The organism is Streptomyces vastus (assembly GCF_039532825.1).
Lineage (GTDB): Bacteria > Actinomycetota > Actinomycetes > Streptomycetales > Streptomycetaceae > Streptomyces > Streptomyces vastus.
Window position 1 is genome coordinate 43,570 of the sequence record NZ_BAAASJ010000001.1, and the last position, 13,056, is coordinate 56,625.

At 69.1% G+C, this 13,056-nt stretch carries 14 protein-coding genes; 6 read left to right on the forward strand and 8 right to left on the reverse strand.

All coding sequences use genetic code 11. The annotated features are described in order from the left end of the window. Positions 1–7: 7 nt before the first annotated feature. From ABD357_RS00280 to ABD357_RS00290, 3 genes are read right to left on the reverse strand one after another with little or no spacing between them, the layout of a single operon-like run. Positions 8–223: a DUF397 domain-containing protein gene (locus ABD357_RS00280; protein ID WP_344386626.1), complete on the reverse strand. Its 216-nt coding sequence runs from the start codon at positions 221–223 to the stop codon at positions 8–10. After that, positions 220–423: a DUF397 domain-containing protein gene (locus tag ABD357_RS00285; RefSeq protein WP_344386628.1), complete on the reverse strand. Its 204-nt coding sequence runs from the start codon at positions 421–423 to the stop codon at positions 220–222. The genes ABD357_RS00280 and ABD357_RS00285 overlap by 4 nt, the downstream gene beginning before the upstream one ends. Continuing rightward, on the reverse strand, positions 420–1,244 hold the full coding sequence (locus tag ABD357_RS00290; protein ID WP_344386630.1) for a helix-turn-helix domain-containing protein: 825 nt from the start codon (positions 1,242–1,244) through the stop codon (positions 420–422). The genes ABD357_RS00285 and ABD357_RS00290 overlap by 4 nt, the downstream gene beginning before the upstream one ends. Before the next feature lie 138 nt (positions 1,245–1,382). On the opposite strand from ABD357_RS00290, the gene ABD357_RS00295 reads away from it, so the two are divergent. The 4 genes from ABD357_RS00295 (at position 1,383) to ABD357_RS00310 (ending at position 2,546) form a co-directional block, all read left to right on the forward strand. Next, a complete protein-coding gene (locus ABD357_RS00295) occupies positions 1,383–1,595 on the forward strand; it encodes a hypothetical protein (protein ID WP_344386632.1) in 213 nt (70 codons plus the stop codon). Then, on the forward strand, positions 1,592–1,885 hold the full coding sequence (locus ABD357_RS00300; RefSeq protein WP_344386634.1) for a hypothetical protein: 294 nt from the start codon (positions 1,592–1,594) through the stop codon (positions 1,883–1,885). Before ABD357_RS00295 ends, ABD357_RS00300 begins: the two co-directional genes overlap by 4 nt. Before the next feature lie 98 nt (positions 1,886–1,983). Then, complete coding sequence (locus tag ABD357_RS00305; RefSeq protein ID WP_344386636.1) at positions 1,984–2,310, forward strand: DUF6247 family protein; 327 nt, start codon at positions 1,984–1,986, stop codon at positions 2,308–2,310. Beyond that, the gene (locus ABD357_RS00310) at positions 2,307–2,546 is read left to right on the forward strand and encodes a hypothetical protein (RefSeq protein WP_344386638.1); all 240 of its coding nucleotides are present in this window, start codon (positions 2,307–2,309) and stop codon (positions 2,544–2,546) included. The genes ABD357_RS00305 and ABD357_RS00310 overlap by 4 nt, the downstream gene beginning before the upstream one ends. Positions 2,547–2,809: 263 nt before the next feature. Here the strand turns inward: ABD357_RS00310 and ABD357_RS00315 are convergent, their stop codons facing one another. After that, complete coding sequence (locus tag ABD357_RS00315; protein ID WP_344386640.1) at positions 2,810–4,810, reverse strand: helix-turn-helix domain-containing protein; 2,001 nt, start codon at positions 4,808–4,810, stop codon at positions 2,810–2,812. A gap of 376 nt (positions 4,811–5,186) precedes the next feature. Here ABD357_RS00315 and ABD357_RS00320 point away from each other — a divergent pair, with 376 nt between their 5' ends. Next, complete coding sequence (locus ABD357_RS00320) at positions 5,187–6,074, forward strand: hypothetical protein (protein WP_344386642.1); 888 nt, start codon at positions 5,187–5,189, stop codon at positions 6,072–6,074. A gap of 81 nt (positions 6,075–6,155) precedes the next feature. On the opposite strand, the gene ABD357_RS00325 is transcribed toward ABD357_RS00320, so the two are convergent. Together ABD357_RS00325 and ABD357_RS00330 are read right to left on the reverse strand one after the other, a co-directional pair. Then, positions 6,156–7,400 (reverse strand): LmeA family phospholipid-binding protein, encoded by a 1,245-nt coding sequence (locus ABD357_RS00325; RefSeq protein ID WP_344386644.1) that lies wholly within the window; start codon positions 7,398–7,400, stop codon positions 6,156–6,158. Between the two features lie 72 nt (positions 7,401–7,472). Then, positions 7,473–9,287: a bifunctional metallophosphatase/5'-nucleotidase gene (locus ABD357_RS00330; protein WP_344386646.1), complete on the reverse strand. Its 1,815-nt coding sequence runs from the start codon at positions 9,285–9,287 to the stop codon at positions 7,473–7,475. A 312-nt stretch (positions 9,288–9,599) separates the two neighbouring features. Between ABD357_RS00330 and mshD the strand changes: the two genes are divergently transcribed. After that, a complete protein-coding gene (mshD, locus tag ABD357_RS00335; RefSeq protein ID WP_344386647.1) occupies positions 9,600–10,526 on the forward strand; it encodes a mycothiol synthase in 927 nt (308 codons plus the stop codon). Positions 10,527–10,552: 26 nt separating this feature from the next. Here mshD and ABD357_RS00340 read toward each other — a convergent pair whose 3' ends face one another. Together ABD357_RS00340 and ABD357_RS00345 are read right to left on the reverse strand one after the other, a co-directional pair. Further along, positions 10,553–12,124 carry an ABC transporter permease gene (locus tag ABD357_RS00340; protein WP_344386650.1) on the reverse strand — a complete coding sequence of 524 codons (1,572 nt, stop codon included), beginning with the start codon at positions 12,122–12,124 and terminating at the stop codon, positions 10,553–10,555. Continuing rightward, positions 12,121–12,999 (reverse strand): ABC transporter ATP-binding protein, encoded by an 879-nt coding sequence (locus ABD357_RS00345; protein WP_344386652.1) that lies wholly within the window; start codon positions 12,997–12,999, stop codon positions 12,121–12,123. Before ABD357_RS00345 ends, ABD357_RS00340 begins: the two co-directional genes overlap by 4 nt. Positions 13,000–13,056 lie beyond the last annotated feature (57 nt).

Here is a 13,056-nt window from a genome sequence, read left to right on the forward strand (position 1 = left end):
GCCCCCTTCACCCGATGGTGTTCGCCCTCGTCTCGCCCTTGACCTCTTCCACGAAGGCCGACCAGGCCACGGCCGAGAAGACCAGCGGACGGACCGCAGCGACCTTGCTGTCGCGGACCGGGACTATGCCGACGTAGCCGTCGGCGACCTCGACGCAGTCGTTGGCTCCCCCTTCGCTGTAGCTCGACTTGCGCCAGACAGCGGTGCTGAAGTCGGGGATCACGCGGTCTCCTTCACTCCGCCCACGAACGCGGACCACGACAACGCCTCGAAGACCAGCACGCCGCCCTCCGGGATCTTGCTGTCGCGGACGGGGACTATGCCGGGATAGCCGTCGGCGACCTCGACGCAGTTGTTGTCTCCCCCGTCGCTGTAGCTCGACTTACGCCACAAGGCGGCGCTGAGGTCTGGGGTGTGCTTCATGATCTGTGCTCCTCCAGTACGTCCCTGATGAACGCGAGCGAGTCCGACGGGGACAACGCGAGGTCCCGGAGCCGATCGTAGGACAGTCGGTGCCGCAGGACCCCGTCCGGTTCCTCGATCAACTCGCCCCAGGCGTTGCCTTCCACGTAGGCAACACCACTGCCGTCCTTCTGCCACAGCAGGGTCAGCGATGCGGCCATGTGGTGATGGAGCCCGACGGCGAAAGGCAGCACCTGAAGCGTCACGTTGGGCCACAACGCAGCGGCCTCGATGCGGAGCAACTGCTCTTCCCAGGTCTTCGGGACGGCCGCGCGGCGGCGGAACGCGCACTCGTCCATGATGATGCGGACGCTCGGCTCCGGCTTCTGCCGCAGCAGGTACTGCCGCCCGAGGCGGGCCGCCACCTGCTCCTCCACCCAGTCCTCGCCCTCCAGTGTTGTCTGGGGCCCAGACAACACCTCCCTGGCGAAGTCCTCGGTCTGCAGAAGTCCCGGCACACCCAGCGTGAACTTCCACATGACCCGAGCCGTCGCCTCCAGCTCCATGAACTCCTTGTACTGGTCCTTGAAGGCATCGAACCGCGCCGCCTGCCAATGCCTGACCAGCAGGTCACCGGCCCCGTAATACCCGTCCAGGTCCTCCATGACCGTCACCTTGGACAGCCGCTCCCCCGACTCCAGGCGGCTCAGGTAGCTCTTGTCGTACCCGGTCTCCTCGGCCAGTTGCCCCAGCGACTTCCCGGCCTGCTCGCGCAGGAACTTCAGCGTCCGCCCGAGCACAGCGCGCCCCGACTCCCGCTTTCCGTCAACGACTTCGCCCATGTCACCCCTCCCCGTTGCCTGGCGCCCCAGGCAACACCGAACCTCTTCCGCAGAGTACGCCGAGCCTGTGACGATCTGGGCACGAACGGTAATCACTGCTCGTCACGACGACGCCAACAGGCAAAAAGGAGCGCCGACATGAGCGCATGTATCGCGGAACTCTGCGAGTCACTGCTGATGGCTTTGCTACGAGTACTGCTGCCCGCACGGGGCCGCCATCGAGCGACCTCGCCCCAACTGACCTGCCGGGAAGAGCGATTGCAACGCCGACGCCGCCGCGAGCTCTGGCTGGCCGTGCAGGGCATCGACGTCGGCCCCCGCCGCATCCATGGAGTGGAGCTCCCCGCATGACGACCCTCCGCCTGCTGCCTTGGACAACCCCCGAGGGCAAACCCTGCTACCTCAGCACCGACAACGACGAGAGCAGACTCTCCCTGCTCGCCGACGACGTAGAAACGGCTCAACTCCACTCCGGGGAACAGGTACTCGCTGGAGCCAAAGCAGTGCTCGCGGACGCCAAGGCCGGAGAACGAGCCGTGCGCTTCGCGCTCACGAGGGCAACGGAGTCCCTGGGAGACGTACTGCGCATCGCGACCAGCCGGGGCGCGCGCATCCAGATGACCGATTGCCGAGGCGAGTAACCGTGACAGTCGTATCCATCAGCGATCAACACCCGCAACGCTCTACCGTGGAGCTCCGGTCACCACACACGCCCCACGCCGGAGAAGAGAAACCGATCATGGCCCACGAGGTGGATCCGAACTCCTGCGAGAGAACGCCGGAGGCGATTCGCGCAGCGCTGCAGCGGCGCCCCGACTGGTTGCAGGCCTTCGAGCAGGACTGGCTGAGCGCGGCGGCGGACTTCGATCACTCGGCGCTCGACGACGTGATCGACAAGTGGTTCCCCTTCGCCTGCGCCTGCGCGACGCCCGGCTACCTCGACGAGGTGGAACAGACCGTCAAGGCCATGGCTGAGGGCGACACCGAGAGCATGATCTTCCGCGACGCGGACGGCAGTGCGTACGACGCCGACAACCAGCCCATTGATGTGGGCAGGTCTGGGTGAGCGCGTACGCCATCAGGTACGTGGATCGTGCGGCACACTGCAAGGCGGCCTTGGCCTCGCCGCAGCGTGCGGCGCTGGAGGAACTCGAGAAACAGCTCAGCCTGAACCCGTTCGATCCGCCTGCGATCAGCAACCGTGACAACAGCTGGTCGGCTGCTTTCAAGGGCGGATTCATCACGTACGTCGTATCGAACCGCCACGTCGTGATCAACGTCGTCGATCTCGTGGCCCTCTGACGCAGGCGAACCGGCCGCCCGGGCTCTCCCCCCCCTCGGGCCGCCCAGTCGTCCGTATGTCCGGGGCGGGAGTGAGATCACCCCGCCCCGGACATACGTTCCCCCGTCTCGTCCCCCGTTTCTCCCCCGGCAGAGGAACGAACGACGCTCACGCTAGGCATCGCCGGCGGTCCGTGCCACGTCACGTGTGCACGGTTACCGGGGGTCGCACCCATGCGGTGCACGAGCGGCGGCTCTCAGGCACAACCGGAAGGACGGATTCGTCAGTCGTGCACAGGGCGGGACGGCAGGAGGGTGTGGCCCGTCGTGGCGTGGAGGGCGAAGGCCAACGGGCGTACTCCGCTCAGTACGTGTTCGTCGTCGTCGGGGAGGCTGTCGCCGTCCAGGTCCAAGGTGAGTTCGCGTTGGATGAGGGGGGCGGCGGTGCGGAGGTGAGCGCGTACCGTCACGGGGGAGATGTCCAGAGCCGTGGCCGTCGACTCCACGTGGGTGTCGTTCTCCAGCCAGGCGCGCAGGGTGCGTGGGAGGTCGCGGGGGTCGTCCTTCAGCGGGCGCAGGAACGACTCCGCCCAGGCCCGCACCTCGGGTACGGACACCATCGCCACGAAGTCGGCCTCCGGGTCGGTCGAGAGGTCGTCGTGGCCGTGCGCGATGACGATCTTGAGGGCCGCCGAGACCACGATCTGGTTCAGGACGCTGTCGCGGTCGAGGCCCAGCAGGTCGAAGCAGGTGTTCATGCGGTGCGTCACCGTGTTGCGGTGAATGCCCAGCAGCCGGCCGGCCGCCTTGTGCCGGACCTCAAGGCCCAGGTCCAGGGTGCGCAGCAGCTGATCACGGCGGCTCATGGGCAGGGTCAGCAGCGGATGCAGCAGCGTTCCGGCCCAGCGGCGTGCCGTCTTCGGGGGCAGGACGTCAACGAGATGCATCCGGTCTTCGGCGAGCGCTACCCGGTCGGGCAGCCGGCTCGCCTGCGCGAGGGCGTTACGAGCCTCCTCGTAGGCGTCCGCGACCTCGCCCAGCTCGCGCACCCGGCTGCCGCCCATACGGTGGCTGGGCAGCGAGGTGACGATCCGCCGCAGGGCTTCGGCCGTCTCCGAAGGCGTCCCCGGCGTCGTACCTGACGGCGTCCCTGAAGTCGTACCTGACGGCATGTCCGAAGAGTCGTACGCGTTCCCGGGGGCGCCGTCGCGCGCCGGGTCGAGCACGATCAGGTGGTTGAAGGCGGGGCAGCGCACCAGCAACGCGTGGTCGGCGACCGCGCGTTCACCGAGCCGGGCGGTGATCTCCCGGTCCTCGTCCGCGCAGTCGATCACGTACACCCGGACGGACTCCATGTCGAGCAGTCCCGGCGCGAGCGGAGCCATCACCCGCTGGGCGGCGGCCTCCTCGCCGATCATGAGCAGCTGGAAGGCGCTCAGTTTCAACTCCCGCTCGGCATCGGCCACTTGGTGGTGGCGTCCGCCCGCCTGGTCGATCAGGCCCAGCACCTTGGCCGCGTGCCGCGTCAGATCGGTCCCAGCATCGTCGAACGGGCGGCGCGCCGTCACCGCAAGCACCGTGCCCGAACCCGCACCGGCGAGCGGAACGAACCGCGTGTTCGGCGACGCGGCACCGGACGGCTCCACGCTCCGGGCCATCAGCAGCGGCGCAAACGTCCCCGGCGCCGTCGCCGGCGACGCGGCCAGCACACCCCGCTGCGGATCGCTGACCAGCACCTCCCCCTCCAGCGCTGCCGCCAGCCAGTCGGCGACCCGCTGCATGACCGCCACGTCCGCGTCGTCGAGCCGGTCGGGCAGCCGGTTCAGCAGGGCGGCGAGCTGTTCGGCCTGCCACTCCGCGTGCCGGCGGCGGTACTCGCGCAGCCGCGGGGCCAGTTCGCTCCACTGCTGGAGCGACTTCGTCGTGGTCAGCAGCGGCAGGTTCAGCCGGGCCGCCGAGATGCGGATCGCCGCCGGAACGGACGCGGGCCCGTGCCGGTCGACGGCCACGACAAGGGCCGTGGCCCGCTGCCGTGCCAGCTCCCGCAGCAGCCGCTCGGCCGCCTGCTTGGCCTTGTCCTTGCCCGACTGCCGGTCGGCGGGCCCGTCCCCGAACGGGCGGATCACCACCAGCTCGTCGCCGGCGTCCCCGAGCGGATCCCGATGCCATGAGGTCCCCGGCAGCACCCGTACGGCATCGACGACCCGGTCGGCGGCCGGCGGGCTGCCGTCGACGAAACGCAGCGAGAAGTCAGGCTCCGCGCACATGTCGCCCAACGTGAGCATGACGTCCTCCCTCCGGGATGCCCGGTGGCTTCCGGCGGCCTTACGGTTCGCGAAGTCCCTTGGGCTTCGTGAAGTTGTGCGAAGGGTCATTGTCGCCGAGTCGACTTCAGGAAGCCACACGGCGTCGGGACGCCGCCGCGGACGTGCGCAGCCGTAACCGCGTCGTACGACTTCACAGTCGACCGCAGTTTCCTGAGACGTCTCTGATGAAACCGTGATGGCGCCGTGAACTACGTCCGCTTCACTGGTTGTTGACCGGCGGCCCCCGCACGTCTTCTCGGCTTTCTGCCTCCTACGCCGCCGGGCTCTGCTTTTCCCCCACGTAAGGCAAGACCGGCGTCATCCGGTGCCGGTGAGCAAGCAGGAGCGTACATACGTGAAATCCGCACTCAATTCCGTGCTGAAGAGGGGCGTCCTGGTCACGGTGTCCACCGCCCTGGCCGTCACCGGCCTCGCGGCCACCGCCGGACCCGCCAACGCGGCCCCTGGCGGCCCGGGCGGCTCGTCCAACATCCGGGGTGTGGACCCCGGCAACACGGACCTCATGATCGAGCGGCTCTGCACCCAGGAGGCCGATGACAACGGCCTGGTCCACGGCGCCCTCAACATCGAGACCGGGCAGTTCCAGACGTACGACGAGAGCCTGGCCGAGGCCGAGCGCCTCGGTCACTCCCCCACCGCTCCCTGGGAGTACTTCAGCGGGTACTGCACCTACCCGCAGGCCTCGACCTGGTCCATCAAGGGCGAGACGATCCGCACCTCCAACTGGATCGGCAACCGCGGCACGTCGGAGGACAAGGAGACCTTCGTCCGGAACTACACGACGAAGACGTCCGCCAAGAAGAGCGTGGGCGCCAAGATCAGCATCGGCTTCGCCAAGGGCCTCTTCGGCGGTGGCGCGGAGAGCAGCTTCAGCTACGAGTGGGGCTGGGAGAAGAGCTCGTCCTTCGAACGCCGCAGCGAGAAGTCCATCCCGGCGTGTGCCCAGGTCGCCACGACGTGGACGCCGTACCAGCGCGTGGTGCGCGTGAACCCGGTCTTCAACGTCACCAACTACAGCTGGTACAAGGCCGGCGACCCGAACGACGAGGACAGCTGGGAGACCACCACCACCTGGCGCGGCCGTGACGCCTCCTGGCAGAAGATCTACTCGCACGGCTACTACATCGACGGCATCTCCGACAAGCTCCTCCCCGACGGCACCCCCGACGGCCGCGAGGACAAGATCCAGGAGAACCTGGACCCGGCGACTTGCGCCAAGTGACTTAGCCTGCCGCCCGCCACAGCACCGTGCCTCCGCCCGAACCTGAACTCGGGCGGAGGCACGCTCAGTTGATACCGGAGGTCATCCTCCGACCGACAACCCCTCCCCCGTGACCCGCACCCGGATCCCGTCCTTCTGTACGCGTACGTCCTGCAGTCGTACGTCCCCGTCCGCCGGCTTCGGAAGGCGGAAGCCAAGGGAGAGGCGGTCTACCAGGACCGGGCGGGTGAGCTGGGTGAGGCCGTCGAGGAGGGCCGGGTCGAAGCCCAGGCGCTTCAACAACGCCGGGTTGTCCACCGCGGCGTCGATGAGGTTGAGGTTCATCGCCTCGCGGGCGAAGTCCGCGGAACCGGTGAGTTCGGCGAGCTTGGTGTCGTCGCGAAGCGCCTCCTGGACCGCCGACTGCGGTACGCCGAGGCGTTGGACGATCGCGGGGACCGAGAGCAGGGCCTTGGCCTTCTTGGTCTCCTTGGCCAGGCGCTCGGCCGACTTGGGCGTCAGATGCAGGCCCTCGGAGGGGCGGGAGCCCGGACGGTAGGTCGCCAGGTCGCCCACGTCCAGGCGCATTCCGTCGATCTCGGTGGAGATCCCGCGGTCCCCGTCCCGCCGGATCCGTGCGTCGGCGCGCAGCCGCAGATCCTGCCCGGCGACGGGCAGCGTGCCGCGCGCCCGCACCTCGTCGGTGCCGTGACCGGTGAACGTGACCTGGGATGCGCCGAGTTCACGGTTCAGGTCCGCGAACGAAAGCAGCACCTCGCCCTGCACCTGGGGGATGGTGGCGCCGCGTATGGAGGTGGGGCCGCCCTCGATCCGTATGCCCGTGGCCGTGGCCGACACCTTGGCCAGGGAGACCCGGTCCGCCGCCACGTCAGGCACGGTCACCTTCACCGTGTCGACCCGGCTGTCGGCGAGCTGGGTGAGGAAGGGGAAGCCGCCGATCTCGACCTCGGGCGCGGCGCTCAGGTCGAGCTGGTCCTTGAGCTTGTCGGCCGCCGCGTGCTCGGCGTAGAGAAGGGCCCAGCGGTCGGCGAGGGTCAGGAACGCGGCGAGGACGACAAGCCCGATCACGGCCTTCAAGGCAAGTGGCAGGCCCGCGAAGCGGTTTCGGCGGCGACGGGTGCGGGCACCCCGGCGGTGGTTGGGCGGGGCCCAGTCCTCGCCGGTCTCGTCGGAGTCCTCACGAGCCTCATAGTCGTCGCGGTCGTCGTGCTCCTCGTGCAGAAACTCCTCCAGTGGCCCGTCGTCCAGGGCGCCGAGCTCGTCATACGGGTTCGTATAGGGAGGCGTCGCTGCGGGATGCGTCTCTATGGGGTGGGGGGTACGCATCGGCTCATCTCACCATGCGTACCGACCCCACCCGCAAGCTGTACTGCTAGTAAGGGAGATTCCTCACGGTCGTCACTGCACGACCGTGATCCGGTTCGCCGCAGGGGGCGAAATCGGATTCGTGGCCGATGAGTTGGCCGTGAGGTACTTCTCCAGGGCCGTCAGGTCGTCGGAGCCGACCAGGTCGTTCGTGCCCTGGCCCAGCGTGGTGAAGCCGTCGCCGCCGCCCGCGAGGAAGCTGTTGGTCGCGACACGGTAGGTGGCGGCCGGGTCGATGGCGGCGCCGTTCAGCTTGACCGAATCGGCGACGACACGGTCAGCTCCGGTCTTCGTCAGGTCCAGGGTGTACGTCAGGCCGGAGGAGACCTGAAGGACCTTCGGCGAGGCCGCGTTGGCGCCGGTCACCTGCTCCTGGAGCACCTTGACGAGCTGTGCGCCCGTGAAGTCCTGCAGGTTCACCGTGTTGGCGAACGGCTGCACCGCGAAGCCCTCGGCGTACGTGACGACCCCGTCGCCCTCGGCGCCCTTCGCCGCGTATGTGAGACCCGTACGGATGCCGCCCGGATTCATCAGCGCGAGATCGGTCCCGGGGTCGAGCTCCTTGCCGTGCGCGAGCTGTGCGTCCGCGATCAGGTCGCCGAGCGGGGACTCGGTGCCGGTGTTGGGGATGTCGGCGGAGATGTGGCCGATGGCGCGGTTGCCGATCGGCGCCGCGAGGGTGTTCCACTTCTTGATCAGCTCGGTCATGTCGGCGGCCTTCGCGACATCCCGGGTGACCACGTGGTTCGCGGAGTCGACGGCGGTACGAGCGATGTCGCCGGTCCAGCGGTCGTACGTCAGCGTCGTGTCGGTGTAGAGCCGGCCGAAGGACGCGGCCGAGGTGACCGTACGCGGCTTGCCCGACGGGTCGTTGATCGTGCAGGCGTACGCGGTGTGCGTGTGGCCGGTGACCAGGGCGTCGACCTTCGGCGTGATGTTCTTCGCGATGTCCACGATCGGGCCGGAGATGCCGTCGCCGGCGCCCGGGGAGTCGCAGTCGTAGTTGTACGCCGTGGACGCAGGGAAGCCGCCCTCGTGGATCAGCGCGACGACCGACTTGACGCCCTGCTTCTCCAGCACCTTGGCGTACTTGTTGATCGTCTCGACCTCGTCCTTGAACTTCAGGCCCTTGACGCCCTCCGCAGAGACGATGCCCGGGGTGTCCTCCAGGGTCACGCCGATGAAGCCGACCTTGACGCCGTTCTGCTTCCAGACCCAGTACGGCTTGAGGATCGGCTTGCCGGTCTTCTCGCCCAGAACGTTCGCCGCGAGGTAGGGGAAGTTCGCGCCCTCGAAGGTCTCGCCGTCGTTGTAGCAGCCGTCGGCGGGGTGGCAGCCGCCGTTCTGGAGGCGGCCCAGTTCCTTGGCGCCCTCGTCGAACTCGTGGTTGCCGACGCTCGTCACGTCCAGGTCGAGCTTGTTCAGCGCCTCGATGGTGGGCTCGTCGTGGAAGAGCCCGGAGACCAGCGGGGAGGCACCGACCATGTCGCCGCCGGCCGCGGTGATGGAGTACTTGTTGCCGTTACGGGCCTGGCGCAGATGCGTCGCCAGGTACTCGACACCGCCCGCGTCGATCGTCTCGGTCGTCCCGTCCTCGTGCACCTCGGTGACGCGGCCCGAAGAACCGGCCGGCGGCTCCAGGTTGCCGTGCAGGTCGTTGAAGGACAGCAGCTGTACGTCCTGGTAGCGGCTCGGCTTCTGATAGCCGCCGGGCTGCTTGCTCTTGGTCTCGCCCGCTGCCGCCGGCAGCGCGGCGAACAGTGCGCCGACGGTGGCGAATCCGGCGGCAGCCGCGATCAGACGCCGGCTCCGGCGTCTGGGATGGTGCGGCTGGGGTTTGACTGACATGTGCCCCCCTGTGGGTCGGCTGAGATCTGGGCCCCGTCGGGCGGCAGCCTAGAGTCAACGCGCGTAGCACGAACAGGGGTTCCGGGTTACGGACTGGTTGCCGTCGGGAGCAATTCGGCACGAACGGGACAGGTCGCCGCGCCACGGTCCCTGAGGAATGAGCGCACCTCGAAGCCGGTGCGCTTGCGAGCCCCGTAGGGGCGCGGGGAACTGCGCGACCAGCCACGACGAACCCGCTGTTTCGAACCGTCCAGCGGCCCCCCGTTCCGAACCGCATATCCTGCAGGGCGCGCCGCCCTTACCCTCGTACTCATGACCAGCGACGACACGGCACCGGCCGTCCCTATTCGCACCCTCGACACCCTCTCCGAGCTGACGCCCGAGCAGACCGAGACGGTGCTCGCACTCCTCGCGGAAGCCGCCCGGACCGACGGTCAACAAGCGGTGTCCGAACAGGGACGGCTGCAGCTGACCGGAGGCCCGCGGGTGGGCGTAAGGCATCTGCTGCTGACGGTCCAGGGACAGCTCGTCGGGTACGCCCAGCTCGAGGACACCGACCCCGTCGAGGCCCCGGCCGCCGAGCTGGTCGTCCATCCGGCGCATCGCGGGCGCGGGCACGGACGCGCGCTGGGCAGCGCACTGCTCGGGGAATCCGGCAAGCGGCTGCGGGTCTGGGCCCACGGCGGCCACTCCGCCGCACGCCACCTCGCCCAGGTCCTCGGCCTCACCCTGTTCCGCGAACTGCGCCAGATGCGGCGCCCGCTGACCGACTTCGACCTGCCCGAGCCGAAGCTCCCCGAGGGCGTGACGGTACGCACCTTCGTCCCCGGCGTGGACGACACGGCCTGGCTCACCGTGAACGCCGAAGCCTTCGCCCACCACCCCGAACAGGGCTCCCTCACCCAACGCGACCTCGACGACCGCAAGGCCCAGCCCTGGTTCGACCCCTCCGGCTTCTTCCTCGCCTTCCGCGACGACGAGCCGGTCGGTTTCCACTGGACGAAGGTCCACGCGCAGGAGGGGCTCGGCGAGGTGTACGTCCTGGGCGTACGCCCAGGCGCCCAGGGCGGCGGCTTGGGCAAGGCCCTCACCACGATCGGCCTCCGCCATCTGGCGGCCCAGGCCCTCCCCACGGCGATGCTGTACGTCGACGCGGACAACACGGCGGCGGTGACGGTGTACGAACGCCTGGGCTTCGTGACATACGAGACGGATCTGATGTACCGGACGGAGTCGTAGCGCCGTGCACGGAGGGGGCGCGGCTGTCAGCCGACGGTGACCGTCCCGCACTCGTCCTCCAAGTCCTCCCCTCCGTCCCCCTTCGGCACAGACACATCGAGTAGCTCCGCGGCCCGGGTCACCGACGTCTCCGGGGACGTCAACTCCGTCCAGTGGGCCTTCACCTTCGCCGTGATGCTGTAGCGCGGGCGCTGGAGCAACTCCCTTACCACCTCCGTCTGTAGGGCTGTCATGGGCAGAGGGTTCGTGGGCGTCAGGACGACGGCGGAGCCCCGCTCGCTGTCGTCCAGGCGGAGGGCGCGGAACGTGGTCAGCGGATCGTCCATCGTGCCGAGGGCCAGCCACATCACCGGGATGACGCGGGCGTCGCACAGCAGGGAGCCGGACTCCTCGTCGCCCGCGACCAGCACGGAGGCGACCCCGACGGCGAACTCCGGGATGCGGTTGCCACCCCAGGCGGTGCCGACGGTGACCTGGCCCGGCGTACTGGAAGGGTCGATCGAGGCGCTGCCGGAGATGCCGTAGCGCAGGTTGACGCGCTGGCGAACCGTCAGCTTCGTACCCGCAGCAGAGCCGCCCGCGAGGGACTGCACGCGCCGGACGACCGAGGCCCAGTCCCCGGTCTGCCGGGCCCACTCGGGGAACGCGCAGTACGTCGACCGGTCGTGCCGAATGCATGTCTGGACCTTCTCCGGTGCGACCGAGGCCCGCTCCCGTGCCGCAAGCAGCGCGGACGACTCACCCCGCGACTGGCCCACCGCCCCCACCAGGGTCAACGCCGCCGCCCCCGCAGCGACGGCCTTGACCACACGCGTCCGCCCGCCACTGACCAGCACCGCCGCGCACATCATCAGCACGGTCAGCGCCGCCAGATACAACGCGTGCCACGCGGCGGGACGGCCCAGCAGATCGGAGGGCAGCGGTATGGACTGGTTGTCGTCGACGACCGGCATCAGCCAGTCCACCCAGTGCGCGTCATCCGTGGCCGCGGTCAGCGTCTCGGCCGCGACGAAGGCGCCCACCACCAGCAGCGGCAGGGCGAATGTCGACGGCACCACCCGCCCGAGCAGCACCCCGACGACACCGAAGAACAGAACGGACAGCGGCCCCACGACCAGCTCGAAGAACGAACCCGAACCGACCGCTCCCGGCCGCACCGCCGCCCAGGTGTACTGCACGGCCACCACCAGCGCGGTGACCAGGGCGAACGGCACCACCGACAGCGCATGCGCCACCGTGCGCCGCCACGGCTCCATGACCAGCACGTCGAAGTGCCGGTCCGTCCCCTGCTGACGGGACCGCAGCACGGCCCGGTGGACACATATCACCAGCGCGATCCACAGGAGCACCGACGACGACCACTGCGTGGAGCGGTCCACGTCCTGCAGCACCGGGTACGGACCCGCCTCGTCATCGCCCTGCCACAACTCCCAGCCGGCCGATACGACATAGGCCAGGAACAGGACGAACATCGGTATCTGCAGGAACAGTTCGCGCGCCTCGAACCGGGCGAGCGCGATCACAGCCACCCAGCGTCTGCGGGAGTCCGTGGTCACGACCTGCGCGGCTGACCGGACCTCCGAAACCGTCGTACTCACGCGGCCACCTCCGAAGCCTCGGAAGCCTCCAGCGAGAGCAAGTAGCCGTCCTCCAGCGTGGGTTCGACCAGCGTCGCCCCCTCCGGCGGATCCCCGAGGTGCCGGAACGCCCCCGTCCCCGTGCGCCATGCGGCCTTCGCGCCCGGATCCCGCTCCGTACCGCTCCACACCCGGCCCTCCGCCCGCGCGGTCAGCTCGGCCGGGGTGCCCTCGAAGCGGACGCGGCCGCCGGCCAGGACGATCACGCGGTGGCAGAGCATCGCGACGTCCTCGGTCTGGTGGGTGGAGAGCAGGACCGTACGCCCCTCGCCCGCCGTGGCGATCAACTCCCTGAAACGCATGCGCTGTTCGGGATCGAGCCCGACCGTCGGCTCGTCCAGTACGAGGAAACCGGGGTCCCCCACCAGCGCGGCGGCCAGCGCGACCCGCTGCCGCATTCCGCCCGACAGCCGACGGATCCGCCGGCTGCGTACGTCCCCGAGATCGACCGCGTCGAGCACACGCCGCACTTCCCGGTGCCGGGCCGCGCGGTCGGTCATCTCCTTGAGGATCGCCACATAGTCGACGAAGGCGAAGGCCGTGAAGTCCGGATGGAAACCGGGCGTCTGTGGCAGATAACCCAGCCCGCGCCGCACCTCATGGCGTCCCGCCGCGGTGGCCGGATCGTGCCCGAGCACGGTGAACGCGCCCCGGTCGGGAGACACGGCCGTGGCCAGCACCCGCAGCAGCGTCGTCTTGCCCGCGCCGTTCGGCCCGAGCAGCCCGGTCACGCCGGACGTGAGCCGTAGGGACACGTCGTCGAGGGCGGCCGTTCTGCCATAGCGCAGGGTCAGCCCGGCGGCGGACACCGTGGGGGTCGTACGGAGGTCGGTCATGCGGGACTCCTACGGAAACAAGGAGAGAAACGGGAGAGGGAGGAGGCGAGAGGGGTA